At 59.1% G+C, this 23,612-nt stretch carries 31 protein-coding genes, 1 tRNA gene and 6 pseudogenes; 12 read left to right on the top strand and 26 right to left on the bottom strand.

Annotated elements, in window-relative coordinates; translation table 11 throughout:
• Positions 1-83: 83 nt before the first annotated feature.
• The 8 genes and pseudogenes from ftsZ to hppD all read right to left on the bottom strand — a co-directional run bounded on the left by ftsZ (position 84) and on the right by hppD (position 6,938).
• Positions 84-1,180, bottom strand: a pseudogene (gene ftsZ, locus JCM13583_RS04760) (cell division protein FtsZ).
• Between the two features lie 67 nt (positions 1,181-1,247).
• The gene (locus JCM13583_RS04755; RefSeq protein ID WP_162509412.1) at positions 1,248-2,081 is read right to left on the bottom strand and encodes a hypothetical protein; all 834 of its coding nucleotides are present in this window, start codon (positions 2,079-2,081) and stop codon (positions 1,248-1,250) included.
• Between the two features lie 2 nt (positions 2,082-2,083).
• Positions 2,084-2,497, bottom strand: a complete 414-nt coding sequence (locus JCM13583_RS04750) for a glycosyltransferase (RefSeq protein WP_075056888.1) — start codon at positions 2,495-2,497, stop codon at positions 2,084-2,086.
• Positions 2,498-2,699: 202 nt separating this feature from the next.
• On the bottom strand, positions 2,700-3,758 hold the full coding sequence (locus tag JCM13583_RS04745; protein WP_075056887.1) for an iron-containing alcohol dehydrogenase: 1,059 nt from the start codon (positions 3,756-3,758) through the stop codon (positions 2,700-2,702).
• 76 nt (positions 3,759-3,834) lie between these two features.
• Positions 3,835-4,149, bottom strand: a complete 315-nt coding sequence (locus JCM13583_RS12195) for a hypothetical protein (RefSeq protein WP_162509410.1) — start codon at positions 4,147-4,149, stop codon at positions 3,835-3,837.
• Positions 4,150-4,360: 211 nt separating this feature from the next.
• A complete protein-coding gene (locus JCM13583_RS12190; RefSeq protein WP_162509409.1) occupies positions 4,361-4,630 on the bottom strand; it encodes a cupin domain-containing protein in 270 nt (89 codons plus the stop codon).
• A 272-nt stretch (positions 4,631-4,902) separates the two neighbouring features.
• Positions 4,903-5,620: pseudogene (locus tag JCM13583_RS04735) on the bottom strand (fumarylacetoacetate hydrolase family protein).
• Between the two features lie 200 nt (positions 5,621-5,820).
• Positions 5,821-6,938: pseudogene (hppD, locus tag JCM13583_RS04730) on the bottom strand (4-hydroxyphenylpyruvate dioxygenase).
• A gap of 150 nt (positions 6,939-7,088) precedes the next feature.
• Between hppD and JCM13583_RS12185 the strand changes: the two are divergent.
• Both JCM13583_RS12185 and JCM13583_RS12180 read left to right on the top strand, forming a co-directional pair.
• Positions 7,089-7,481 (top strand): chlorite dismutase family protein, encoded by a 393-nt coding sequence (locus JCM13583_RS12185; RefSeq protein WP_162509408.1) that lies wholly within the window; start codon positions 7,089-7,091, stop codon positions 7,479-7,481.
• On the top strand, positions 7,465-7,740 hold the full coding sequence (locus tag JCM13583_RS12180; protein ID WP_162509407.1) for a chlorite dismutase family protein: 276 nt from the start codon (positions 7,465-7,467) through the stop codon (positions 7,738-7,740). Before JCM13583_RS12185 ends, JCM13583_RS12180 begins: the two co-directional genes overlap by 17 nt.
• Here JCM13583_RS12180 and JCM13583_RS04720 read toward each other — a convergent pair.
• On the bottom strand, positions 7,730-8,089 hold the full coding sequence (locus JCM13583_RS04720) for a hypothetical protein (RefSeq protein ID WP_075056885.1): 360 nt from the start codon (positions 8,087-8,089) through the stop codon (positions 7,730-7,732). The genes JCM13583_RS12180 and JCM13583_RS04720 overlap by 11 nt on opposite strands.
• Positions 8,090-8,178: 89 nt before the next feature.
• Between JCM13583_RS04720 and JCM13583_RS13840 the strand changes: the two genes are divergently transcribed.
• From JCM13583_RS13840 to JCM13583_RS04710, 4 genes are read left to right on the top strand one after another with little or no spacing between them, the layout of a single operon-like run.
• Positions 8,179-8,370, top strand: coding sequence for a hypothetical protein (locus JCM13583_RS13840; protein WP_171823441.1), 192 nt, complete (start codon positions 8,179-8,181; stop codon positions 8,368-8,370).
• Positions 8,367-8,912: a hypothetical protein gene (locus JCM13583_RS12175; protein ID WP_162509406.1), complete on the top strand. Its 546-nt coding sequence runs from the start codon at positions 8,367-8,369 to the stop codon at positions 8,910-8,912. Before JCM13583_RS13840 ends, JCM13583_RS12175 begins: the two co-directional genes overlap by 4 nt.
• Positions 8,858-9,727, top strand: a complete 870-nt coding sequence (locus JCM13583_RS12170) for a hypothetical protein (protein ID WP_162509405.1) — start codon at positions 8,858-8,860, stop codon at positions 9,725-9,727. Before JCM13583_RS12175 ends, JCM13583_RS12170 begins: the two co-directional genes overlap by 55 nt.
• On the top strand, positions 9,717-9,941 hold the full coding sequence (locus JCM13583_RS04710; protein ID WP_075056884.1) for a hypothetical protein: 225 nt from the start codon (positions 9,717-9,719) through the stop codon (positions 9,939-9,941). The genes JCM13583_RS12170 and JCM13583_RS04710 overlap by 11 nt, the downstream gene beginning before the upstream one ends.
• Before the next feature lie 90 nt (positions 9,942-10,031).
• Here the strand turns inward: JCM13583_RS04710 and JCM13583_RS04705 are convergent, their stop codons facing one another.
• From JCM13583_RS04705 to JCM13583_RS04695, 3 genes are read right to left on the bottom strand one after another with little or no spacing between them, the layout of a single operon-like run.
• The gene (locus tag JCM13583_RS04705) at positions 10,032-10,511 is read right to left on the bottom strand and encodes a TIGR00725 family protein (RefSeq protein ID WP_075056883.1); all 480 of its coding nucleotides are present in this window, start codon (positions 10,509-10,511) and stop codon (positions 10,032-10,034) included.
• A gap of 54 nt (positions 10,512-10,565) precedes the next feature.
• Entirely contained in the window at positions 10,566-10,949 is a 384-nt protein-coding gene (locus JCM13583_RS04700) for a DUF1028 domain-containing protein (RefSeq protein ID WP_075056882.1), read from the bottom strand.
• On the bottom strand, positions 10,883-11,203 hold the full coding sequence (locus tag JCM13583_RS04695) for a DUF1028 domain-containing protein (protein WP_075056881.1): 321 nt from the start codon (positions 11,201-11,203) through the stop codon (positions 10,883-10,885). The genes JCM13583_RS04700 and JCM13583_RS04695 overlap by 67 nt, the downstream gene beginning before the upstream one ends.
• A 299-nt stretch (positions 11,204-11,502) precedes the next feature.
• Between JCM13583_RS04695 and JCM13583_RS04690 the strand changes: the two genes are divergently transcribed.
• From JCM13583_RS04690 to JCM13583_RS04680, 3 genes are read left to right on the top strand one after another with little or no spacing between them, the layout of a single operon-like run.
• Positions 11,503-11,790: a DUF4147 domain-containing protein gene (locus JCM13583_RS04690; protein WP_171823440.1), complete on the top strand. Its 288-nt coding sequence runs from the start codon at positions 11,503-11,505 to the stop codon at positions 11,788-11,790.
• Complete coding sequence (locus tag JCM13583_RS04685; protein ID WP_075056879.1) at positions 11,790-12,908, top strand: DUF4147 domain-containing protein; 1,119 nt, start codon at positions 11,790-11,792, stop codon at positions 12,906-12,908. Before JCM13583_RS04690 ends, JCM13583_RS04685 begins: the two co-directional genes overlap by 1 nt.
• Positions 12,808-13,326: a methyltransferase domain-containing protein gene (locus JCM13583_RS04680; RefSeq protein WP_075056878.1), complete on the top strand. Its 519-nt coding sequence runs from the start codon at positions 12,808-12,810 to the stop codon at positions 13,324-13,326. Before JCM13583_RS04685 ends, JCM13583_RS04680 begins: the two co-directional genes overlap by 101 nt.
• Before the next feature lie 304 nt (positions 13,327-13,630).
• Here JCM13583_RS04680 and JCM13583_RS04675 read toward each other — a convergent pair.
• The 13 genes and pseudogenes from JCM13583_RS04675 to JCM13583_RS04605 all read right to left on the bottom strand — a co-directional run bounded on the left by JCM13583_RS04675 (position 13,631) and on the right by JCM13583_RS04605 (position 21,592).
• Positions 13,631-13,732, bottom strand: a tRNA-Tyr gene (locus JCM13583_RS04675).
• A gap of 20 nt (positions 13,733-13,752) precedes the next feature.
• Positions 13,753-13,980, bottom strand: coding sequence for a hypothetical protein (locus JCM13583_RS04670; protein ID WP_162509402.1), 228 nt, complete (start codon positions 13,978-13,980; stop codon positions 13,753-13,755).
• Between the two features lie 57 nt (positions 13,981-14,037).
• Positions 14,038-15,447 carry a cobalamin biosynthesis protein gene (locus JCM13583_RS04665; RefSeq protein WP_075056876.1) on the bottom strand — a complete coding sequence of 470 codons (1,410 nt, stop codon included), beginning with the start codon at positions 15,445-15,447 and terminating at the stop codon, positions 14,038-14,040.
• Between the two features lie 372 nt (positions 15,448-15,819).
• Positions 15,820-16,293: a cobalt-precorrin-4/precorrin-4 C(11)-methyltransferase gene (locus JCM13583_RS13835; protein WP_075056874.1), complete on the bottom strand. Its 474-nt coding sequence runs from the start codon at positions 16,291-16,293 to the stop codon at positions 15,820-15,822.
• Positions 16,290-16,925 (bottom strand): precorrin-2 C(20)-methyltransferase, encoded by a 636-nt coding sequence (locus JCM13583_RS04650; protein ID WP_075056873.1) that lies wholly within the window; start codon positions 16,923-16,925, stop codon positions 16,290-16,292. Before JCM13583_RS04650 ends, JCM13583_RS13835 begins: the two co-directional genes overlap by 4 nt.
• A gap of 88 nt (positions 16,926-17,013) precedes the next feature.
• Positions 17,014-17,618, bottom strand: a pseudogene (gene cbiT, locus JCM13583_RS04645) (precorrin-6Y C5,15-methyltransferase (decarboxylating) subunit CbiT).
• 8 nt (positions 17,619-17,626) lie between these two features.
• A complete protein-coding gene (locus JCM13583_RS12160; protein WP_171823439.1) occupies positions 17,627-18,424 on the bottom strand; it encodes a cobalt-precorrin-5B (C(1))-methyltransferase in 798 nt (265 codons plus the stop codon).
• Positions 18,381-18,725: a cobalt-precorrin-5B (C(1))-methyltransferase gene (locus JCM13583_RS04630; protein WP_075056871.1), complete on the bottom strand. Its 345-nt coding sequence runs from the start codon at positions 18,723-18,725 to the stop codon at positions 18,381-18,383. Before JCM13583_RS04630 ends, JCM13583_RS12160 begins: the two co-directional genes overlap by 44 nt.
• Positions 18,726-19,424: a precorrin-3B C(17)-methyltransferase gene (gene cobJ / locus JCM13583_RS04625; RefSeq protein WP_075056870.1), complete on the bottom strand. Its 699-nt coding sequence runs from the start codon at positions 19,422-19,424 to the stop codon at positions 18,726-18,728.
• A gap of 48 nt (positions 19,425-19,472) precedes the next feature.
• Entirely contained in the window at positions 19,473-19,808 is a 336-nt protein-coding gene (locus JCM13583_RS04620) for a precorrin-8X methylmutase (RefSeq protein WP_162509399.1), read from the bottom strand.
• The gene (locus tag JCM13583_RS04615; protein WP_075056868.1) at positions 19,789-20,262 is read right to left on the bottom strand and encodes a precorrin-8X methylmutase; all 474 of its coding nucleotides are present in this window, start codon (positions 20,260-20,262) and stop codon (positions 19,789-19,791) included. The genes JCM13583_RS04620 and JCM13583_RS04615 overlap by 20 nt, the downstream gene beginning before the upstream one ends.
• Positions 20,246-21,014: pseudogene (cobA, locus tag JCM13583_RS04610) on the bottom strand (uroporphyrinogen-III C-methyltransferase). Before cobA ends, JCM13583_RS04615 begins: the two are co-directional and overlap by 17 nt.
• The gene (locus tag JCM13583_RS04605; RefSeq protein WP_075056867.1) at positions 21,011-21,592 is read right to left on the bottom strand and encodes a hypothetical protein; all 582 of its coding nucleotides are present in this window, start codon (positions 21,590-21,592) and stop codon (positions 21,011-21,013) included. The pseudogene cobA and the gene JCM13583_RS04605 overlap by 4 nt, the downstream one beginning before the upstream one ends.
• A gap of 266 nt (positions 21,593-21,858) precedes the next feature.
• Here JCM13583_RS04605 and JCM13583_RS04600 point away from each other — a divergent pair, with 266 nt between their 5' ends.
• The 3 genes from JCM13583_RS04600 (at position 21,859) to JCM13583_RS04590 (ending at position 22,880) form a co-directional block, all read left to right on the top strand.
• Positions 21,859-22,173, top strand: a complete 315-nt coding sequence (locus JCM13583_RS04600) for an Lrp/AsnC ligand binding domain-containing protein (RefSeq protein WP_162509398.1) — start codon at positions 21,859-21,861, stop codon at positions 22,171-22,173.
• 4 nt (positions 22,174-22,177) lie between these two features.
• The gene (locus tag JCM13583_RS04595; RefSeq protein WP_075056866.1) at positions 22,178-22,435 is read left to right on the top strand and encodes a UPF0147 family protein; all 258 of its coding nucleotides are present in this window, start codon (positions 22,178-22,180) and stop codon (positions 22,433-22,435) included.
• Positions 22,436-22,517: 82 nt separating this feature from the next.
• On the top strand, positions 22,518-22,880 hold the full coding sequence (locus JCM13583_RS04590; protein WP_075056865.1) for an ArsR family transcriptional regulator: 363 nt from the start codon (positions 22,518-22,520) through the stop codon (positions 22,878-22,880).
• On the opposite strand, the pseudogene rpiA reads toward JCM13583_RS04590, so the two are convergent.
• A pseudogene (gene rpiA, locus JCM13583_RS12155) lies at positions 22,786-23,569 on the bottom strand (ribose-5-phosphate isomerase RpiA). The gene JCM13583_RS04590 and the pseudogene rpiA overlap by 95 nt on opposite strands.
• Between the last annotated feature and the right edge of the window lie 43 nt (positions 23,570-23,612).

Below are 23,612 nucleotides of genomic sequence, written 5' to 3'. Positions count from 1 at the left end.
CTGGCCAGACTCATAACCTCTGCCTAATCCTAGACTGCTTTAAAAACATTTTTTGACCTTTGCTGCCACAATAATGCAACGGGTCAGTTTATGAAATCCAGGCCTGGCCCCCCCTTGCTGTTGGGTGTTATGTTCATCTCCGCAAGCAGTGGCGATGTGACCCCCCCTGTGGCGACTATGAGCACCTGGATCTTTCCGTTCATCTCCTTGTCAAGGGTGGCCCCCCCCAGGATTATCCTTGTTCCCTTGCCGACCTTCTTCCTGACCTCCTCTGCCGTCGCGTTGACCTCCTCTAGTATCATGTCGAGCCCACCGGTGACATTTATTATGACGCCGGTTGCGGTCTTCATGTCCACCTTGAGGTATGGGAAGTTGAACGCGGCCTCTATGGCCTGCCTGATCCTGTCACCCGGCTCTCCGGTTGCCTGGCCGATGCCCACCATTGCCAGGCCGCTGTCCCTGACAACAGTTTTGAGGTCGTTGAAGTCCAGGTTTATGACCCCCCCCGGCTTGGTCACGAGCTCCGATATGCCCTTTATCGTCCTCTCTATCACCTCATCCACGAACCTGAAGGCCTTGTCAAGTTCAGTGTCGGGGGGATACGCTGGCCAGGCTGTCGTTAGGGATCACGAGGACGCAGTCTGAGGCGGAGAGCAGCTTTGTGAGGCCCCCCCACTTGGCATTGTTCATCCTCACAGCGCCCTCAGAGGAGAACGGCAGTGTGACCACAGATATGGCGAGCGCCCCCCCGGCCTCCCTTGCCCTCGAAGCTATGTATGGGGGGGCACTCCCGGTGCCCGTGCCGCCCCCGAGGCCAGCAGCTACGAAGACTATGTCTGCGCCCGATATGTATTTCATTATCTCCGCATCCGCTTCCCTTGCCGCCTGCTCGCCGATCTGCGGGTTGGCACCGGAGCCAAGGCCCCCTAGTGAGGTTCTTTCCCAGTATGATCTTGTGGTGCGCCTTCTTCCTCAGAAGGTGCCTGGCGTCTGTGTTGGCAGCTATGAGCTCGACCCCAGTCAGGTTGTCGTTGAAGAGCCTGTCAACCGTGTTGGAGCCTGCACCCCCGGCCCCCCCGAAGACCTTGATCTTGACCCTCAGCTTCTCTATTATCTGCCTGAGCTCCTCATCCGTCACAAGCACCGATCTGTCGTCGTCATCAAAAAACTCGACGGACATGTATGTTCAACATATATGATTGGCAAGGTTAGATAATAACATTTTGACTCAACAGGCGATTGGGCGCTCACCTTGTCAGCCAGCGTCCCTGCTTCCAGAAGGTGAACAGCCCGTACACCGTGGTTATGAACATCAGCAGCAGGGCGATTGCACCGTATCCCCCCCACACCCTGAGCCTCTCCTTGCCCATCTTGGCGTTGAGCGATATTGCGAATATGGACAGGCCGAAGAAGTCCAGGATGCTGGTCATGGCCCTCGTGATGAAAACGTCCTTGAACCTGGTGTTGAAGGCGATCATTGCTGTTAACAGGTGCTCTGGATGGAAGTGGTGGTAGAACTCGAAGTGGTGGACTGCAAGGTGCCAGTAAATGACATCGTAGAAGCGCATGAGGCCCAGCACGATCAGGAGGATAGGGAGAGTGTAGGCATAAGTCTGCTCGAAGGTGTAGAGCGCGCCTGCTTTCCTCGCGGTGCCGTTTAACAGTTCCTTGAAGTAGTAGTACCAGCCTACCCTGGCCCACCTCACCTGCTGCCTGAAGAACTTCCTGAAACTCTCCTGGGACTTCGTGAGGACCTTCACATCAAAGTCCTTGATGGCCCTGTAGCCCTTCGAGATGATGTAACTGGTCATCTGCCTGTCGTCACCCATGACGCTCCTCTTCCCAAGGACCCTTGGATCGGTGAACTTCTCTGAAAGTATGAGCTCTGAAATCAGGCCAGTCCTGTACAGGCAGCAGCGGCCGTCCAGGACCATGGTGCTGCCGTTCTTTGACAGCGCCCTGAATATGATCTCCCTCATCCTCTCAACAAATTCCGAACTGTATGAGACCTTCCTCCCGTCATTGATTATGCCTATGTTCGCTCCAACACCACCTATGTTCGGCCCTACCTTGGAGGCCATGCTCATAATGGCCCCCCCATCGGGGGACAATGGTGTCGCTGTCCACAAACATGACAAGGGGGTGTCTTCACCATCCTCATCGCGTATGCCAGGGCCTTCCTCTTTCCCTGCCTGGGGATGTTCAGGTAGAACTCGGCACCTGCAGATGTTGCTATCGTCCTGTACGGCTCATCACTGGAGTCGCCAACCACTATGAACCTGGCCGGTTTCTGCCTGGCGATGGAGTTGACAGCCATCCTGAAGGTCTGGACGTCCTCGTTGTACACAGGCATGACGACCGTGACATCGCCGGGCCCGTAAATGCTGTACTCCCTGTTCTTTGAGTAGAAGACGGAGGCGAAGCCGTTTATCATGTAGTATATGAATGAAACGACCGATGATGCGATGATGATGTAGATCTCAACTGGTATATGCACGCTCTCAACAATAAGGTGCATGTATTAAAGTGTATCGCCCGTTGGGTTCCCTACAGCACTCACAGATATTAACAACGTCGCTTGCCGAAACCAGGCAAAGAGGGAGTGACTGCCCATGGTGCAGGCCCTGCAACCTGCAGCATGCATGTCAGAGGCGTCCACTGCCCATCACGCAGTGTGCGCCGGGGACTTCTGTGGGCATTCACAGCATCTCCTCCAGGAGCTTCAGTGTGTCGCTCCCTCCGACCTTGCCGGCAATCTCGCCGAGGTCGTCGTGTGATATGCCGAAGTCAGAGAGCCTGTGCCTCAGGCCGAACTTCTCGATCAGTATGGATATGGCCTCCGCTGCCTTGGAGGCCAGCATCTCCTCATCGGATCCCCCCCTGAACCCTATTGCCCTGGCCACCTTGGCCATCTGGGCGGTGTGCCTGAGCGAGTAGTACCTTGCCATCACAGGCAGGGTTATGCAGCTTGTCATGCCGTGCGGTATATCCCACTTCGCCCCCCCAATGGCACGCCCTATCCTGTGGCCAGTGCCAAGGGAAATGTCGGAGGCCTGGAAGTATGAGTACCATGAGGCTATCTGGCACTGCAACCTCGCCCTGGTGTCCCTGGAGCCCAGGTTTGTGAAGAGCTTCTCTATAGCCATGAGTGCGAACGTCTCTGATATCTCCGTGTTGCCGCTGTCCACAAGTGTCTCCACTGCATGGTCGAGGGCCCTTATCCCCCCCGTGGACAACCAGAGCCAGTCAGGCGTCTCAAGGGTGGCCCTGGGGGGGTCCAGGATGACGTAGCCCGGAACCATCTCAGGGTCCCTCATGCCCATCTTTTCTCCACCCAGTGAATAGCCGGCGGAGGGTGAGAACTCTGCTGCTGAGAGTGTTGTGGGCACTGCAACATGCTTTATCCCGGTTTCGTAGAACTTCCTCATGAGCTTCGATGAATCCTGGACGCTTCCCCCCCCTCCTATGGAGAGGATGCAGTCGCAGTTCCTGTTCCTTAGCATCTCCACCCCCCCGTGCTCTATCTCCTCCACAGGTGAGTGCTGCGTCACCTCATGGAACTCCTCTATGCTGATGTCCAGGCTGTCAAGCAGCTCTGAATAGAAGTGGCTCCTCCACACGGAGTTCGAGGAAACAACGAGCAGTCTCCTGCACCCCCCCTCTTCCTTCAGTATCTGCGGGATTTTCCCGAGGCTGCCCTCTCCGCTCAAGACCTTCTTTATGAGGGGGTACGAGAACTCCGTTATCTCCTGTGCCATGACCCCCCCATGTAATCCTTATCCTCTATTTGTGCGGATTGCTCCGTGAATCTGAGAGGCCTGTACGCTTCAACCATCACTGCAACCTCGTCTGTGCCTCCTTGCCTATGGCTGCCTCAACTGCACCGGGCTGCGGTCCGTGTATGAGGCCCCTGACGTGCACGGTGATCGATTCTGCCTCTATGCCACGCCTGCTCATGAAGTTGCCCGATGAATAGAAGAGCACCTCGTCGGTATCGATGTTGCTGTGGTAGTAGGATATGGGTATGGCCCTGGGGGGGGTGGAAGTCGAACTTCCTGGGCAGGAATGTGCCGACCATGAAGCCCTTCCCGCTGAATGTCTCGTGCACAGGAGGGGGGGCTGGTGCAGCTTGCCGACTATGGGCGCCATCCTGTCCACATTTATGGCGAAGGGGGGTAGAGGTGGCCGTCCCAGCCAACCACATCGAACGGGTGCCTGTCCCTGGTTTCTATCACGTAGCCGTCAGAGTATTCGACCATGACCTTGAACTGGCCCCTCTCCTTGCTGGCCTCCCTGAGCTCCGGTACCCTGATGTCCCTCTCGTAGTAGGGCGTCCCTTCCTTCAGCTGCCCGTAAGCGTTCAGGTACCGGGGGGGTGGGACGCTATCCTCGATGCGGCCCTGACGTAGAAGAACCTGTTCTCACCCTGTGGCTGGAACCTGTAAGTGGTGCCCTTCGGGACGTAGAGGTAATCGCCTGCAGAGTACCTGAGGTCGCCGAATACAGATTGGAGGGTGCCAGTGCCGGAGTGCACGAAGAAGAGCTCGTCCATCAGTGCGCTCCTCCTGAACACCTCCGTGGAGCCGCTGAAGTGCGCCACCCCCCCTATCTCTATGTCCTCGTTCAGCATGAGGGGGTGTCATCGAGCTCTGGAAGTCCTGCTTTACCGGTATGCCTGATGCCCTGAGGTGCCTGTGCCTGAAGCCATCTTCTAGCACATTCACGCTCCTCCTCTCGTAACTGACAGACACTATGTCCGTGGGCTCGTTCAGATGGTAGAGCAGCGAGTACGGGCCATCGAAGCTCTCCTCGCCGAACAGCTCCTCCCTGAGCAGGTTGTTCCTGTCGGTGTATGTGTGCCTGCTCTCTGGCATTATTCCCTCCTTCACGTAGAACATGAGATCACCTCACCACATTCTCCAGGGTGCCGAGTAGGTCGCTCTCTATCCTCACGTGGTCGCCCCCCCTCCTTATCCATCCGTACTTCTCCGGGCCGAGCTCGAGAATGCACCCCCCCGGTGGCCACGGTGCCGCTCATGAGGATGTCCCCCCCGGGCCTGAGTGTTGTGTCCCTCGAGGCCCATGCGATCATGTCCGCAAAGCTCCAGTACATGTCCTTCAGGTTCCCCTCCGAATACTTGGTGGAGTTCACGTACGCCTTGACGGTGATGTCGAACTTGGCGCTCTCCGCCTGCCTGGGCACGATCTCGTCCATTGTGACTATGTATGGCCCTATTGAAGTGGCGAAGTCCTTGGACTTGGCCGGGCCCAGGCCTATGGCCATCTCCTTCCTCTGCACGTCCCGGGCGCTCCAGTCGTTCATCAGGACCATGCCGAGCACGTAGTCCATGGCCTCTCCCTTCTGTATGTCCCTGCCCTCCCTCCCTATGACTATGCCGACCTCCATCTCGTAGTCCAGTTCCTGGCTGTAGCTCGGGTACTTCACAGCGGAACCACTCGGGTATATGTTGGAGGTGCCGGAGTAGTAGAAGGCAGGTATCTCGTACCACTCCGGTGCCATGTCCAGGCCCCCCCTTCTGGCACGCCCCCCCTTCCTGACGTGCTCCTCGAACGTGTAGAAGTCCCTTATGGACGGTATCCTGGGAATCGGGCTCAGTATGCTCTGGTAGTCTATGCCCTGCCCCCCCTCTTCCTGAACTGCCTTCTCTATCCTCTCCCTGTTCCTCATCACGAACTGCACAAGGTAACCCTGGAGCTCTCCCTCCTCCACGTCCATCACTGAAGATATCGGCACAGCAGAGTTTTCCCGGAAGACGACGGCGTGGACACCGTCGTCTGACCTGACCCTTCCGACCCTCATCAGAGGTTTCCCCCCCTCTTCCTCTGCTCCTCCTCGATGGACTTGAACAGGGCCTTGAAGTTTCCTGCCCCCCCGAAGGACTGTGCACCCTTCCTCTGTATTATCTCATAGAAGAAGGTGGGCCTGTCACCTATGGGCTTGGTGAATATCTGGAGCAGGTACCCGTGCTCGTCCCTGTCCACCAGGATCCTGAGTTCCCTGAGCTTCTCTATGTCCTCACCTATGTGGCCCACGCGCTCCTCCAGGTCATCGTAGTAGCTGTCGGGTGTATAGAGGAACTCCACGCCCCCCCTCCTCTTCAGCTCGCTCACAGTCTTCACTATGTTGTCCGTGAGGAGTGCTATGTGCTGCACACCGGGCGAATTGTAATAGTCCAGGTACTCCTGGATCTGCGACTTCTTCAGGCCCAGGGCAGGCTCGTTTATCGGGAAAATGATCCTCCTGCCACCGTATTCAACCACCTTTGACCTGAGCGCGGAGTACTCGGTGCTTATCTGCTTGTCATCGAAGCTTATCAACTGGTTGAAGCCCATTCCCTTTATGTAGTAGTTCACCCAGGGGGGGTCCATCTTTCCCTCCTCAACGTTTCCCACTATGTGGTCGAACTTCAGGAGGCCGGTTGGCTCAGCACTGGCGTCCAGCTCCTGATAGCCAGGGGGCAGGTTGTGGTCATAATCTGAGAGGTCGAGGAGTGTGTGCACCGTCTCACCGTAGGTTGGCACCTCCCCCCCGGTCCTGAGCTTCCCCCCCCAGTCGGTCCTGAGTGTGCTGAGGTTCCTGACCTTCACAACTCCCCCCCTCCTGTTGAGGCCATTTATGGTCTCATCGAGGTCAGGAACGTCCATGGTTATGTCCTTTATCCCATCCCCGTGGAGCCTCACGTGCTCCCCCCCTATGGGCGACCTGGGATCGAGGAAGCTCGTGAATATGAGCCTTATGCCGTTCTGCTCGAGGATGTATGAGACCCTGTCCCTGACCCCCCCTGTCTCGGGGGGGCCGGCGTAGCCACAGGGCGGAACCCCCCCATGGCCATCTGGTGAAAGTAGGCCCAGTGCTTTGCGGAGCCAACATAGAATTCAACGGACTTCACGGTGTTGAAAAGGTTCTCCTCTTCCATATTTTAATATTGCTTACTGGGTATATAATTTTTCTATTCAGAAAATATCTGCGTCTGTATGCGATTGTTTATCACGCTCATGCATGTCACTCAGCACACTGCAGGGCTGGAAACTGATTTGTAAGAGGATGCGATCTAGGGACGATAGGCTTGGGCGGTGAGATCTACATATCAGTCCTGTGCCTCTCCTGGACAGATGAGGCCTGGTCAAGGCCGGCAGATATGGAAGGGGCCAGGGCCAGGATACTTGAGAGGGAGGGGGGGTATCCTGAAGACCTGATAAACCTGCACTTCTACTCGTCCCTAAGGTGGGATGCGGACATCATCCTGTGGTTCTCCTCCAGGAGGCCCGAATCTTTTGCCGAGGTCAAGGCAGCTGCACTGGGCAGGGGGGGCGCTGGCCTGATCAGGGCCTCGTACAGCATGATGTCCATATACGAAGGCTCCCCGTACCTCAGGGACGGGGGGGCGAAGCCAGAGGACACCCTGACAAGGGAGCCCAAGAAGTACTTCATCGCATACCCCCATGAGCAAGACACCTGACTGGTATCTCATAGGCTTCGAGGAGAGGAAGGAGATACTCCAGGAGCATATACGCATGGCCGTGCAGCACCCGGAGAACAAGGACATAAGGTCCTACACCACATACTCCTTCGGCATAGGGGACCAGGAATTCGTGGTGATGTACGAGACGGATTCCTTGCTCAACTGGTCCCATGTTACGGAAAAGCTTCGCGAGGCAAGGGCCAGGAAATGGATCGTGAAGGAGACGCCAATATTCCTAGGCTCACTCATCTCCTGACCGCACCCTCTGTGGCCCTCTCCCTGAAGATCAGGAGGAAGATGTAGGCGAAGAATACCAGGATCATGGAGAGGTGGCCAACCAGGAGCACTATGACGGTTATTATTGTGCCCGGGTGGTAGGTGAAGTAATAGTAGAGGAATATCACGTAGTAAATGACAAACGCAACGACCAGTGCGAACAGTGCGTGGTAGAACCTCTTCGATCTCAGGATGGAGGCCCTCCTGCCCTCCTCGTCCGTGTCCTCCACAGACCCTATTCCCAAGCATACGGGGGGGCAGATTTCCTTTCTCCCGTCATCTTCCACGTAGCCGGTGCCCTCGCATCTGTTGCACCGGATCCTGTACATATGGATACATGCGTTAAACGGATAAAGGTATTGCTGATACCTCAGGCACAGATGGATCGTGCTGTGAACACCGGAGATACGTTTACACCATGGGACGCATCTTCTCTGGGGGGGGTGCGGGTCTGACTCCCACGGGTCACGGCAGGCTTGAGCCGGTGGTGATAGTCAGGTACTCCGAGATAGGTCTGAAGGGAACCAGGGCCAGGAACAGCATGGAGAAGAAACTGATGGAAAACATAACCTATTCCCTGCTGAAGGAGGGGGGGAACCTGCAACGGTGAGGAGGGGGGGCTACGGAAGGGTCTACGTCGAGGGCTACGTGGATGCCAGGGCCGTGGCGAAGGCTCTCCGCAGGGTGTTCGGCGTGAAGTCCTTCTCCTTCGCACTGAGGATGAGGTTCCAGTCCCTGGACGAGATAGTCTCTGCAGCCACACTTGTTTTCTCAGAAGCAGTGAAGGACAAGTACTTCGCAGTGCGCTCAAGGCGCATGGGAAACCACCCCCCCTTCACCTCCATGGACGTGTCGGTGCAGGTGGGGGGGGCGGCCCTGCTGCCGTTCGCCAGGGGGGGTGTGGACCTGGAGAGGCCACAGGTGGAGGTGAAGGTGGAGGTGAGGGACAACTTGGCCTTCTTCTACGGGCAGGAGATAGAGGGGGGGCCAGGTGGCCTGCCGCTGGGTTCACAGGGGGGGAGGCTTGTTGCACTTGTCTCAGGGGGGGGCATAGACTCTCCCGTGGCTGCCTGGATGATGATGAAGCGCGGGAGCCAGTGGACATTCTATTCTGCTCGCTGGCGCACCCTGTGGACACAACAGCATTCCTGAACGTGGTGTCAAGGCTCGTTGACAACTGGTCCTTCGGGTACGATGGCACCATATTCATCGTGGACGGCTCGAAGCTGGTGGAGGCACTCACTGACCACACCAGGTTCAGGAACTCACATGTCACGTTCAAGAGGTTACTCTACAGAATGGCAGAGCGCCTCTCTCCTGAGAACGGCTATGCGGGCATAGTGACGGGCGAATCGCTTGGGCAGGTCTCATCGCAGACAGCAGAGAACCTGCTGGCAGCAGAGCACGGCATAGGCCTTCCAGTGTTCAGGCCACTGATAGGGATGGACAAGGAACAGATAGTGGCCCTGGCCAGGTATATAGGCACGTTCCCCGACTACAACCCGGGCGAGTTCTGCAGCATATTCTCTGACAGGCCCAGCACTGCGGTGGACGCCGAGGCAGTGGATAGGGAGGAAGCCACGTTCGGGGGGGACGTATCCCACCTGCTTGAGGGTGCCACCAGGATCAGGTTCTCCCAGGTGCACGAGTTCACGGAGAGGAACTCGGTGGAGAGCGTGAGGAGGAAGGAGAGCATGGTGGGCTCGGTGATCATTGACCTCAGGAGGAAGGAGGAATACGAGAGGTGGCATGTCCCGGGGGCCCTGAACGTGGATGTGCGCGACGTTGAGGACTTCGTGAGGAAGAACGGAACAAACAAGACTTACGTGGTATACTGCAGCACTGGCCTCCAGAGCGCCTATGCGGCGCTGAAGATCAAGAACATGGGTGCAAGGGCGCTCTACTCCGACCAGAGGTCCATAAGGAAGCTGGTGGAGGAGGAGAGGGTTGAAAGTAATGTACGATGACACATGCCGCCTGTGCAGCGTCTCTGCAGGCGCCCTTGACCCCCCCTCGGAGCTGGTGAGGGCATCCGAGGTGGGTGATCCCTCGGGGCTGGAGGGCGTCATTCTGATCACTGAGAGCGGGAAATACGTTGGGTTCGACGCGGTGCTGGAGATAGCGAAGCGTAAGGAGAACCTGTTCCCCCCCTCCTGCCTGCGCTCCTGTTCCTGCAGGTGACAGGCCTCGGAAACCTGCTCTACAGGGCAGTTGCTGAGAGGCGCCACTCAAGGGCTGCGGACTTCCTGGCGTCCTTAATCGGGGGGGTTTTCACCAGAACGTCCCGCTCCAGAACTGGTCTTTCTTGAGGTCCCTCTCCCTCTGCTTGCTCGCCTCACTGATGGCCAGGTCAACGGCCTCCTCTGGCGTCCTGGCCTCAAGGACCTCTCCCTCATTCTCCTTTGACTTCCTTACTGGTATGGGACCTATGTGCACCAGGGACTTCCCCCCCTCGCTCACAGTGAAGGCCGCCTCAGAGAGCGTTCCCGTGGATCCGTCTATCGCTATTACAGCCTCAGAAGCCCTGACGATTAGGAAGTTCCTCAGGTAGCCCATGCCCGTGGGCACAGGTACAGTGAGGTAGTGGTTCCCGTTGACCGCACTCATGCCTGGCAGGAAGCCAACGACTATGCCACCCTCCTCGCTCACGCCCTTGGCCACGTACTCCATCACTCCTGTGAGGCCGCCGCAGAAGACCCTGCAGCCCCCCCTCCTTGCCAGCAGCCTCCCGATCTCCTCGGCGATCTCCAGGTACCTCTTCTCCGGCCTGCTCCCCCCCCTATCACTCCTATGTTGTACAAGAGATCACTCCCTGAAGAAGGTATCGAGCCAGAGGTCCCTGAGCCTGGCAAGCTCCTTGACCGGTTCCATGGAATCCTCCACCCTTATGTCCATGAACTTGGAGGAGCCCGGTTCGAACTCCCTTGTGAGCGAGACGATCAGCAGGGCAGCGCTCTGCCTACCCCCCCTCCTATCCCCCCCTCCGCTGGCCTCTGCTGCCTCCAGGGCACTGACCAGCCTCTCCTCCAGCGGCCCCCCCTGCCTCTCCATGGCCTCCATCATTGCCTTCAGGACGCTCTCGCCTGCCAGTATGTTGCCCTGGACTGAGAAGTTCCTTCCCGTCATGTGGCCGGCGTACTCCATGCACTGGCTCCCGGTGTGCACTGCCACGTCTCCCTTCCAGTCCACCAGGCAACCTGCCTCCTCTCCCTGTCAGGGTCGGATGAGAGGAGCAGCCTCAGCGTCTCCGCTGCACCCATGGTGCCCAGCAACTTCAGTGCCCTCGGGCCGTAGGTGTAGTTGGCGAACGCCTGCGTTGCCACCGCACCCCCCCTCCCTGCCCTGGCCCACGGCACAACGGAGCCCACGGACAGGAACCTCGATGCCACGGCCACTCCCCACTCCTTCCTCTCCGGATCGTACGAAACAACAGAGTATGTCATTTGCCCATGGTGAATGGATAACTACTTTTAACGCATGCTGCTCATGTGAGCATGCGTCCACCCGTGGTGAAGAACAGGGATAGGATCGAGAAAACGCAGAGGAGGAAGGAAGCCCTCGACCTCATAGAGAGCATGCTAGCCGAGAACGACCCGGCCCTGAGGGTGGAGGGCGCAGTTAGGGGGGGTCTCAAACTTGGCGAAAGCGTAAAGGTACTGGCCTTCGGAAAGGCATCGCAGGCCATGTTCGAGGGCGCAAGGAGGGCGCTCGGGGGGGGAAGTACAGCAGGGCGGCAGTGGTTGTGCCAGAGGGTGAGGACATATGGGTCGAGGGCCATGATCTGGAGGTCTACACGGCAACACACCCGGACGTGTCGCAGAAATCAGTGGAGGCAGCGCAGCTCTCCATTGAGCACCTGGGCCCGTTCGGCGAGGGCGACGATGTCCTCGTACTCATTTCAGGCGGAGGGTCGGCCATGTTCGAGCTGCCCGCCCAGGGCCTGGATGCTGAGAGGATCATGGAGGTGAGCAGGTGCGTCATGGATGCGGGTGGGGGGGACATATATGAACTGAACGCCGTGAGGGCCTGATGTCCAGGGTTAAGGCGGGTGGCCTTGCTGTCATGCTCTACCCAGCAAGGGTACACGGTCTCGTTGTTTCTGACGTGATGGGCGATGACCTCTCGGTGATCGCCAGCGGGCCCCCCCTCACCATGCTTAGGGACACCAGGAGGGTTGAGGAGGCTCTGCGTAAGTTCAGGGAGAGGTGCCTCCCAGGGGGGGTCATGGTGCAGCAGGTGGGTGAGAGGAGCGACCCGAGGTACTTCGAAAGGGTGGAGCAGCAGATCGTGCTGAGCAACTCAGACTTCGTGCAGTCAGGCATAAGGTACCTGGCCAGCAGGCGCGTGGACTTCGTCTCGTTCGGTAGCAACCTCAGGGGGGGAGAGGTATCTGAATTTTCCCGCAGGCTCGCCCAGGCCCTGAGGCAGGCCTACTCGCTCAGGGGGGGATCACCGTTCTGGTTTGTGTGCGGGGGGGGCGAGACAACGGTGCAGGTGAGGGGGGGAAACGGCAGGGGGGGAGGGAGGGCCCAGGAGCTCGTCCTGAGGTTCATGGAGGAGATGGGTGATGACGAGGACTTCCTCCTGGCGTGCTTCGGCACGGACGGCATCGACGGCCGTTCAGATGCAGCAGGTGGGATATCGGATAACTGGCTGAGGGAGAGGGTGGGCCGTGATGAGGTGGAGCGGTACCTCGCAGGGAGCGACAGCGGCACGCTCCTAATGTCCAGGGACAGTGCCATAGTGACCGGAAGGACAGGCAACAACGTTTCCGACATAATGGTGGGCTACTATGCAGGCGGTGAACTCTTCCTGATAGGCAACAGGAGGAAGGGCACCCTCTCGGACGGCTATGCCACCGTGGGTGGCCAGAGGTTCAGTGCACTCTTCACAAGTGACCCATCACCCGGAGACACGCTGAGGCTCGGAGGGGGGGATGTGTTCGTGGCCGAGAGGCCGAACCCATGCGACCTGCCGGCAGTCATGGCGAGGAAGGCCCAGATAATACAGCCCTGGGACGCGGCTACATGGCACTCCGCGCGGGGGGGTGAGGAGCGGCTCCCGCGTCCTGGAGAGCGGCGTGGGCTCTGGCGCACTCTCCGCAGTGCTCCTCTCAATAATAGGGCCCTCGGGGGGGAGGCTCGTTAGCGCAGACACGGACGCACAGGCCATATCCCTGGCCAGGTCGAACTCCTCACGCTTCACGGATGCAGACAACTGGGAACTCGTAAACTCCGATATCCACTCGGTTCAGAGGGGGGGTGATGGTTTCGATGCCGTTTTCCTCGACCTGCCGCAGCCATGGGACTACCTGGAGAGGGCATCCGAGCTGTGCAGGCCAGGCGGCATGGTTGTCTGTTACTCCCCCCCCACGTACAACCAGGTGGAGAGGACGCTTGAGGCCAGCAGGGACACGCACCTCATGCTCGTTGAATCATGCACCCTGCGCAAGGAGAACATCATCGTTAGGCCAGGCTCCACCAGGCCGGACAACAACGTCATAGGGCACACGGGCTTCATATCCTTCTACATCAGGCTCTCCGGGATGGAGCTGCAGAGTTTCTGATACCCACTATTGACACTGGAAGCGGGGGGGAAGGCGATCACCCGGCTACGCACCACTGCCAGCGGAGAAACGGGAAATCCGCACCTCGCAGTAACACCGCTCAACAGGGAGTGGGAGTGGATATGGCCATACTGCCCCCTACACCGTCATGGGGGGGACCGGGCCCGCGACCATGCTCCCTACCACCAGGCGCGCCACAGGCCAATTCCCGCCCAATGGAACCGGCTTGCGCCCCCATTCAATGGCATCCCTGAACTGCTTCAGGCCTCCCCCCCGCCCACACCACCGATACAAAATATTGGGATCCCGGCTTCCGGACTCGAACCGGAGACCTGCGGATTACGGCGGTATTCCATTAAGGAGATTCCTCTACAGTCCGCCGCTCTACCAACTGAGCTAAGCCGGGTGGTGCCTAATCGGTAAATATTATTTATTTTTAACGTCTGCCGGCTGCTCCTGCCCTGACCCGGAAAGTATGTAATCCAGTGGCAGGGGGCTCCTGCCAAGTGCCATGATGCAGAGGTCGCTGTACTGCCTGTCCGGGACACTGCCGATTGTGCAATCCGTGATCCTCTCGTCTCCCCTTGTGAGGTTCTCCATTATCCTTACAGGCAGGTCAGGCGGGATCCCGCTCTCAACCAGGTACCTGGACACCTCCCGCGGCATGAAGTCGTAGGGCCTGGGGGGAGGACCAGGGCACAGCCCCCTTTTTCAAGCACAGACCTCAGGCTCTCCTTCCTCTGGTTCAGAGGCCCCCCCGTGACGTGGAACGAGATAACGCTGCACACCTCCAGGGGGGAACATGGACTTTGCAGAGGCCACCTGGACCGAGCTGATGCCCGGTATCACCTCATATCTGTCCACCTCATCCAGGAAGCGGGAGATCAGCTCGCCTTCGCTGAAGCAGGAATCGCCTGTGAAGAGGAAGGATATCTTGTGCCCCCCCTCCCTGAAGAGGCGCTTCACCTCGCTTATCGAAGTAGCCTGCTCCTTCCACCTGACCGTTATCACGTACTTGTTGCGCAGGAGTGGCTTAACCACCGAGAGTGGAGTGGAGTAGCCGGCCACAACGTCACTCCGGGCTATGGCCACCCTGGCGGCCTCCGTCAGGTACTCCGGGCCCGAGGGCCCCACACCGATGAAGTAGACCTTCCCATGGCCGGAGGGCCTGTGTGCGAACGCAGCCGCGACTGTCACCTTCGAGTGAAACGATTCCTTCGGAAAGAGGATCCTGGAGGTGGGGCCCAGGGCCAGGAGGGCACACGGCTCCGACATGCCCGGGATGCCCAGGGCCTCCTGGGCCATGTGCGAAGTTGAGCTCAACCTGGACGCATCGAACTCCTTCACCCTTTCCATGCCGATCCTCTCGAACCTTATGCCGAGGGACTTCGATGCCTCTTCCGCAACGCTGTCCTCCTTCGCTGATGTCACGACATCGATGTCCTCTACGCCGAGGTCGTGTTCCTCCAGAAAGGCCCTTATGGCATCCTCAACATCGGCCACGGTGGCCCCCCCTCTGGTGTAGCCGAGACCTATGGATATCCTGTACGGGAGGAGCCAGTGTCCCGTTTCTGGCCTCTCTTTGGAAATGACCAGTTCTATGGAATCACCCGCTACCTTGCCTGAGTACGCAGCGACCCTCTTCCGCCTGAGGCCGCTGGGGGGGTTCCTGACGGCAACACGCCTGCCCCCCCTAACTATCTCCGCATTGGCCCTGATAATGGATTCCCTGTCCGGTATGGAGCAGAGAAGCCTCTCTGCGATGCCCTCAATGCTCTCCCTCCCGAGGCTGTCCGTTGCAGTCGTTATCACTGGCGTCGCGTTCAGTATCCCCGCTATGTCCTCCGCCAGTTCGTTGGCACTCGCCGAGTGGCCCGAGAGCACGGGAACGGCGAAGCGTCCGGAATCGTCAACGCACACCACTGCGGGGTCACTGAGCTTGTCCACGGTGTACCTGGAGATGTAACGGACAGCACCCCCTATTGCCATGAAGAGGACTATGGCGTCGTAGCTGACAAAGGCCTCCTCGATTGCGTCCCTGACACTCGATCCGCTGCCTGAATGCCTGGCCTGAACGCTGTATCCCAGTGGTGGGAGTGAGTTCTCCAGGATCCCGGCCATCCTGTCCCCCCCGTTAGGGTCACGCTGAGCAGGAACACTCTCCTCTGCCCTGCTGGCACCGGAGTTCCCCCCCTCCTGAAGGAGTGCGTGTATCCAGGGTCGTAGAGCTTCGACCTCCTGTAGTTCTTCGGGTCCACCACATCGCCCACGACGATGAGCGCAGTCCTGTATATCCTGGCCTCCTTGACCTTCCTGACTATGTCCTGCAGCGTGCCGCGTATGACGAGCTCGTCAGGCCATGTGGAGTGGTAGACAACGCCAACAGGTGTTTCGGGGGGGCTGTACCCACCCTCCACCAGGTCCCTGACAACCCTCTCAATCATGTGTATGGCCGCGAAGATCACCATGGTGCTCCTGTGCTGGGCCAGGGCCTTATGTCCTCCCTGGGGGGGTCCAGGGGGGGTATCCTCTGCCCTCCCTGGTGATCAGGATGCTCTGTGAGACACCTTCAAGGGTGAGCTCCGTGCCCAGGGAGGCCGCCGCAGAGGTCAGGACGCTGACGCCGGGCACCACCTCGTAGGGTATTCCCTTCTCCCTCAGCATGTCCATCTGCTCCCTGATCGCACCGTAGATGTGCGGGTCCCCCCCACTGTGGAGCCTGACGACCTTGCGGCCCTCCAGGTAGGCCCTCTCTATCATGCTCATGACCTCCTCCATAGTCATGGTCGCGGAGTTCACAAGCTCGGCATCCGGCCTGCACACCCTGAGTATCTCGGGGGGGTTCACCAGTGAACCTGCGTATATTACCAGGTCGGCCTGGACCAGCAACCTGTGGGCCTTCACCGTCAGTAGCTCCGGGTCTCCGGGGGGGCCGGCACCCACTATGTAGACCTTGTTACCAGTCATCTCCTGTTCCTCCTTACCACCAGCATGGAAAAGTAGTCCTGCTCTGCCCCCCCTTCTGCCGGGAACGTGCCCGCCTCTGAGCAGATTATCCTCTCGCTCTCCATCTCGCACCTCCTGGCGTAGAGGAGCGTATCGCTTTCACCTATACCGTACTCCTTCAGGGCCTCCACTGTCTCCCTGTAGGAGATCTGCCCCCCCTTGATCAGGATGAAGGTGTCCACCTTCTCCATATTGTCCCTGACAAGGCCCAGGTTCTCTATGGACGTGATCAGTATGCTCTCCTTGCCCTCTCCGAGGACGAGGCCAGCCCTCGCAGGGCAGGCAGTGAAGGACGATACGGCGGGCACAAACTCCACCTCGACCCCCCCGTACCTGTCCACCAGGATCCTCTGTATATGCCCGAAGGTGCTGTAGAGCATGGGGTCGCCCAGCACGGCGTAGCAGCACCTCTTGCCCTGCCCAAGGGCCTCCACTATCGATCTGGAGTTGGCCTCCCACGCCTCCTCGAGCCTCCTCTCGTCCCTCGTCATGGGGAATGGTAGCCTCACCACCTTCGATGTCAGGCCTCCCCCCCCAAGGCCCATTATAACACCCATTGCCAGGCCAGCCACCGTCCTGCTCGTCTCAGGCACGAATATGACATCGCTGGACTCCAGGGCCTGAGGCCGCGCAGGGTTATCAGGTCAGGGGCACCGGGGCCCAGGCCAACGACCGTGAGCCTCATTCGCCCACCCTGCATGATATGACAAAGACCGGGTTCCTCGCTATCATCGCGGTGCCCTGGCTCGCATACATGCCCCCCCTGGCCACTATCACCTCAGTGCACTCCACGCCTTCGAAGCCAGAGGCCCTCATGGAGGCCACAGCCCTGGTGCAGGTCTCGAGCATAATGGCGTTCAGCACCAGCGTACCGCCGGGGGGGAGCAGGCACCTCCTGGCCAGAGAGATCACCTCCTCTATCTCTTCAGAGGCCCCGCCGACAATGATCGCGTTGAACCTCTCTCCCCCCCTGGAAAGGTAGTCCACCGCATCAGCCTCCACGACCTCCGCCCTGGCAGACACGCCGAAGCGCTCCAGGTTCCTGAGCGTTAGCTGGCACGCATCGTGTGACCTGTCCACGCCTGTCACCTTGCCCCCCCATCGCCCACCAGGCGGGCTGCCTCAACCGTGATGCTACCTGAACCACAGCCTATATCCAGGACCTTCCAGCCACTCCTGAGCCTGGCCTTTGAGATCGTGATGGCCCTGATCTCCTCCTTTGTCATGGGTATTTTCTCCACCCTCTCGAACATCTCGTCCGGTATGCCCGGAACAACCCAGTCCAGGTTCTGCATCAGTGCAACACCTCCTCCGCGCTGCTACCCATCAGTGATCCCTGGGGGGAGTGGAGGTAGACGTCCACAGCCCCCCTATTCCAGGGTACCTCTCCTTCACCCTCTCCCTTATGCGCCTGCACAGCATTCCTGCCACCTCCCTTTCGAGGCCGGCCCCCCCTGAGACTATTCTGAAGGCCTCCTCGGTGTTCCTGCAGGCCAGGATGGATCTCACCCCCCCCTCTGCATGGAGGCCTGCGGCCGCAGCCAGCGCCGCTATGGTCTCCATCCTGGCGTCCCCCCCGAGCCGGCTGTGTGTGTTGAACAGCCCGGCGGCAAGCTTCGATAGCTTCCCTGGCATGCCCAGGATCACGACCCTGCTGAACTCCCTTTTCTGGGCCTCGTCGAGCGCTGTGTCCACCCCTGTCCCCCCCTGTCACTATGACTGCCTCAGGCAGGACGCCGAGCGTTTCACGCGCGATCTTCTCGGACGTGTTCCCGGGACATACAACCAGGGTATCGGACACGCAGCGGGCCGAGACCACCATGCGCCTGATGTGGCCAGAATAGGCCTCGTTCGACACGGGTTCCTCAATGCCCGTTGTGCCAAGGACCGAGATGCCCCCCCCTCGACCCCCCCACCCTGGGTTCAGCGTCTTCTTTGCAACCTCTGCGCCGCCTGGCACCAAGATCGTTATGGCCACACCACCGCCTGGCATGGCCTCCAGGACTGCCTCCTCTATCATCCTCCTGGGCACAGGGTTTATGGCGCTCTCACCCGGTGGCACGGGAAGGGCATGGGAAGTGACTATGCCCACGCCCCCTGCCCCCGCGCACCCTGACACCACCACTGCCATCTGGCCTGGCCACCGCAACGATGAGCCTCCCGTCGAGGGTGTCGGGGTTGTCGCCGGAGAACTTCCTGACCGAGGCTGCTGCGGAACATGAGGGGAGCACAGAGAGGCCATTCACAGGCACCTCTACCCTCAGGCCTATTGGTGTCGGAACGACAACCCTCTCCACCCTCGTGCCCTGCAGCAGCAGCGTGGCTGCCTTGGAGGCTGCTGCGGCACAGGTGCCGGTGGTGAGCCCGAACTTTGCAAGGGGGGGATCCCTCATCTACGCCCTCTCTATCCTGTACTTGTTCTCGTACCCCCTGGGTGTGACCATCCTCCCGCCGGAGACGAAGGTGTTCGAGTTGCCCACAATTATCGTGGTTACCATATCGATCCTATGGGAGAGCATGTCCGCAAGCGTGGTTATCACCCTCTCCTCGCCTTCCCTGTAGGCCTTCCTCACGATGCCCACCGGCGTATCGGGTGGCCTGTGGCGCAGCATTATCTCCCTGAACCTCTCGAGGTTGTGCTCGAACCGGCTGCCCTTTGGGTTGTAGACAACCACAACGAAGTCTGCCCTGGCTGCCGCCTCGATCCTCTCCTCTATCTTCTCCATTGGCGTCAGCATGTCGCTCAGGCTTATGCACACGAAGTCGTTCATCAATGGCGCGCCAAGGACTGCGGAGCATGAGGAGAGCGCGCTGACACCCGGTACCACCCTGATCTCTAGGTTCGAGTCCCCTGCCACCTGGAAGACAAGCCCGGCAAGGCCATAGATGCCCGGATCGCCGCTGGAAACCAGGGAAACTGTGTACCCGGCCTCCGCCATCTCAAGCGCCGCCCTCACCCTACCGATCTCCTCTGTCATGCCGGCGGAGATCACGGTCTTCCCGGCAAGCATGCCCTCTATAAGCCTGAGGTACAGGTGGTACCCCACGATCACCTCAGATTCCTCAATGCACCTCACGGCCTCCAGGGTCATCTGCTCCCTCCCGCCGGGGGCCTATACCCACAACATAGAGTTTTCCCTTCATGCCATACCACCTATGGTGTTGAGTATGGAAGAGGCCATCGGGCTCCCGCCCCCCCTGTGGCCGGGCACGGTCAGGTAGGTGAGGCCGGAGCGTGCCAGTGCATCCTTCGCCTGGGCCGCACCGACGAAGCCTATGGGGGGGACGCCGATGACAACTGAATCGCTCGCTTCACCGTGCCGGAGGAGCTCCATGAGCGCAGTGGGCGCGTTGCCTATGACAAAGAACGCGCCCCGGTGCCTTTCCAGAGCCAGCCTCACCGCAGCCGCGCTCCTCGTGATGCCCTCCCTCTCGGCGGTCTCCCTTGCCTCAGGCTCATGGACGTAGCAGTGCATCCTGCACCTCTTCAGGACCCCCACTGGAATAGACGCCCGCCATGGCCATGGCACTGTCGAACACTATGTCACAGCCCGACCTGACTGCCGACACCGCCCTTTCAACAAAGTCGCCGCTCATCCTCATGATCCTCGCCACGAACGGGTCCGCCACGGCATGTGCCGCCCTCAGGCGCAGGAGGTTCTCCGGGCTGTCCGGGCGCACACCGGAGATGCATGAAATGATCCTGAGGCTGGCCTCAATTATATCGCCTTCACTCTCCTTCCTCCGGTGTGCCAGTAGTTCAGCTTTCACAAGCATGGAGATTTCCTCAGCCAGGTATGCCTGGTCGGGCTCACCACCGTTCTCCGGCACCTCAAAATCGTAACCTGCGCACTCAGGGCCTCTTAATGAGGCTCTCCTCATGAGTTCGCGGATGAGCGTCTCAAGGTTGCCATCAGAGGTAACCCTCACTCCTGCTCGCCTCCTCCCTCCTCATGGCAAGGCCCACTGTCGGGCCCATGATCACCGTGGCAGGGCTCTGGAAGCCGTCCAGCTCCGATATCTCCCTGAGCGTGCCCATGATAACCCTCTCCTCCGGAGTGGAAGCCTTCTCCACAACCGCAACGGCCAGGGACGAATCGGTGCCGGCCTCCAGGAGGGCCCTGCATATCTCGTGGAGCCTCCTTGCTCCCATCAGTATCTCCACCGTCCCGTTCAGGGCCAGGTTCCTCAGTATCAGGTCGGTGAGGAGCCTCCCGTTCATGTCCACAGCTGTGATCACCGCTACCGACGACGAGAGTCCCCCCCTGTGCGTCAGCGGTATCACCGCGGAAGACGCGCAGGCGGTTATGGAGGAGACGCCAGGTATGACCTCAACCTCCACCCCCCCGTGTTCCCTGAGAAAGGCGATCTCTTCCCAGCCCCCCCGGGCGAACACCATGGGGGTCACCGCCCTTGAGCCTGCACACCATCTTCCCGCTGAGTGCGTGTGCGAGCATCATCTCGTTTATACGCGCCTGCAGCTCGCCGCTCCCCCCCGGCCCTGCCTCCTTTCCCACAGGGATGGCCTGTGCTGAAGCGCCAGCAAACCTGAGTACTGCTGGGTCTACGAGCCTGTCGTACAGGATCACGTCGCACTCCCTGAGGGCTTCAACGGCCCTCAGGGTGAGAAGCCCTGGGTCACCGGGGGGGCCGGCACCCACAAGGTAGACCTTCCCTTTCATCTGTACCTTGACCTCATTTCCTCCATCAGCACACTGGCCCTCGCTGCAGCGGCCTGCACATCGCCGGCAAGGGACAGGCTTTGGAAAGTGGGGGGGTCCATAAGGAGCCTGTACATGAAGACCTTTCTTGATCTTGCCTCACTGAAGGCACCCCTAACCCTTTCCCTGAGCCCGCCAATGACCTCAACGGCACTGGCCTCGCCTGGCCTGACAAGCGTGCCGTTCCTGGCGAGCACATCAAGCCTCCTCCTGACTATGTGTGCCATGGCAGGGCTCTTTCCCGATGTGGACACAGCGATCTTCACGGGCCCAGCCCTTGTTATGGCACACAGTGATATGTGGCTGAGCGACATGTCGTCCGGCACGTATACTATCTGGCTGAAGGGCCTGCATGCCTCCACGAGTGCGCGGTTCAACTCCCTGTCCTCTGTTGAAATGAACGATATGACCGGCATGACCTCCCTGGCCGTATCTCTGACCCTATCACGGTCAAGGCCAGGCGAGTGGGAAGCGAGGCCGGATACATGCCCTGCCCGCCCCCCCACCAGGTGCACAAGCGCACCCTCCTCCAGGAACATGGGGGACCTTTTCGTCTACCTCCCTGCCGTGGCCGGCAATGAGGACGGGCCTCCCTCTCAGGGGGGATGTCAACCATCATAGCATGCCATATCGTTCAGTATACTTTAAATTTTTCAAGTGAACTTAAAGCTGGCAAAACTAAAATGTCCCAGATGGAATAAAAACCGTAAGGTTAAATCTAATTATCAAATTCTCCCACATCGCCGGCGCGACGGTGTGGCGGAGAGCCTGAAACCGGGCCCGGTGGTGGGAGGAGAGTGGGCCTTTGATATCCGAGGTTACTGCGGAGATCAGCAAACTTTACACCGACAGGATAGTCACCGCGCTGGTGGGCATCGAGACGGATGTGAGCAGGGTCGAGAACGTATCTGTGGAGCTCGCCAAGGAGGGTTACGTGGAGGACGTCTTCATAGTGACCGGGGGGGACTACGACATCGTTGTCAAGGTCAAGTGCCCTGACTTCAACGAGTTCCAGGAGTTCCTGGTGGGAAGGCTCACTAAGATACCCGGCATCAAGTCCTCAAAGACCATGATGGTTATATCTATCAAGAAGGAGATGGGTAAGAGAGTGGAGGAGTGAGAGGATGGACCAGAAGCTGTATGAGGAGATACTGTATCTGCTGGATGAGCTTTCGCAGGACACCTCCGTGCCGAAGAACGTGAGGAAGAGCGCCACCGATTCCAAGGCAAGGCTGACCAACGAGAAGGAGAGCCTTGACCTGAGGTGTGCCACTGCGGTATCGATACTGGATGAGATGGCCAACGACCCCAACGTCCCGGCTCACGGCAGGGCCTCTCTGTACACGATTATCAGCAAGTTAGAGGCACTTGCCAAGAGCTGATTGTATCGCTTTTTAGAAAATTATATATACCTTTTATATTGATTTACATTAAATATATATACAATTATAATATACAGTAACTATGCCCCCCCTTACAGAGCAGGATGAGAGGCTTGTGAAGTACCTCATGACCTCGGATATTCCCCGCAGCGTTGCATACACCCTGGTCTACATCAGGGACAAGGGTGAGATAACCAGCGTGGAGATAGAGAGGGAGACGGGCCTCAGGCAACCTGAGGTTTCCATCGCCATGCAGTGGCTGAGGCGTAAGGGCTGGATAAACAAGAGGAACATGAAGAAGGAGGGGGGGAAGGGTAGGCCCATACACGGGTACAAGCTCTCCAAGGACTTCAACGAGATACTCGAGGAGATAATACAGGAGCAGACGAACAAGATAAATGAGATAAATGCCACAATAAACCAGCTGAGGAGCTTCCAGACCTGATCACTTCGGGATGCTGTAGACCTGCACCCCCATCAACGGTGCCCTCTATGATCCTGGAGGTGAGGGACGTGAATATCCCCACCTCCACGACCCAGGCACCATCTTGAGCCTCCTCTCAAGCGCAGCGGGGTCGTCTATCCTCTTGAACCTGCAGTCCGCTATCACGTTTCCGTTGTCCGTCCTGTAGGCACCACCACCGCGCAGTGAGCAGGAGCATCCAGCCTCCTCCAGGTTCTTCAGCGTCCTCGATACCATGAAGGGCAGTATCTCAACTGGCAGCGGGAACCTGCCAAGGTAGTCCCTCTTTATCTTCGTGCTGTCCACCATGACCCAGAGCTCCCTGCTGTTGTACGCAACTATCTTCTCCCTGGTGAGGGCGCCGCCACCCCCCCCTTGATGAGGTTTCCCTTCAGGTCAGCCTCATCGGCGCCGTCGAAGTCTATGTCCAGTTTCTCAGGTATGTCCTCTATCACCCTGAGCCCGTTCTCCTCCGCCAGCCTCCTCGACTGGCTGGAGCTGACTACACACGTGACCGAGAGCCCCCCCTCCTCCTTCACCCTCTCCCCCCCCAGTGCCCTGATGAAGTGGTTCACCGTCGAGCCGGAGCCGATGCCTATGGTCATGCCGGAACGCACGGCCTTTGCTGCCTCTTTGGCAGCGTTCATCTTTTCCGCTTCGAGGTCCTGCATCTGCCCTTTAATGTGGAAAGGGTAATTATGGGTTGCGTGGGCC

Source organism: Thermogymnomonas acidicola JCM 13583 (genome assembly GCF_001316105.1).
Lineage (GTDB): Archaea > Thermoplasmatota > Thermoplasmata > Thermoplasmatales > Thermoplasmataceae > Thermogymnomonas > Thermogymnomonas acidicola.
Note: the sequence above shows the minus strand (reverse complement) of the source record. Positions and strands in the feature narration are given on the sequence as shown.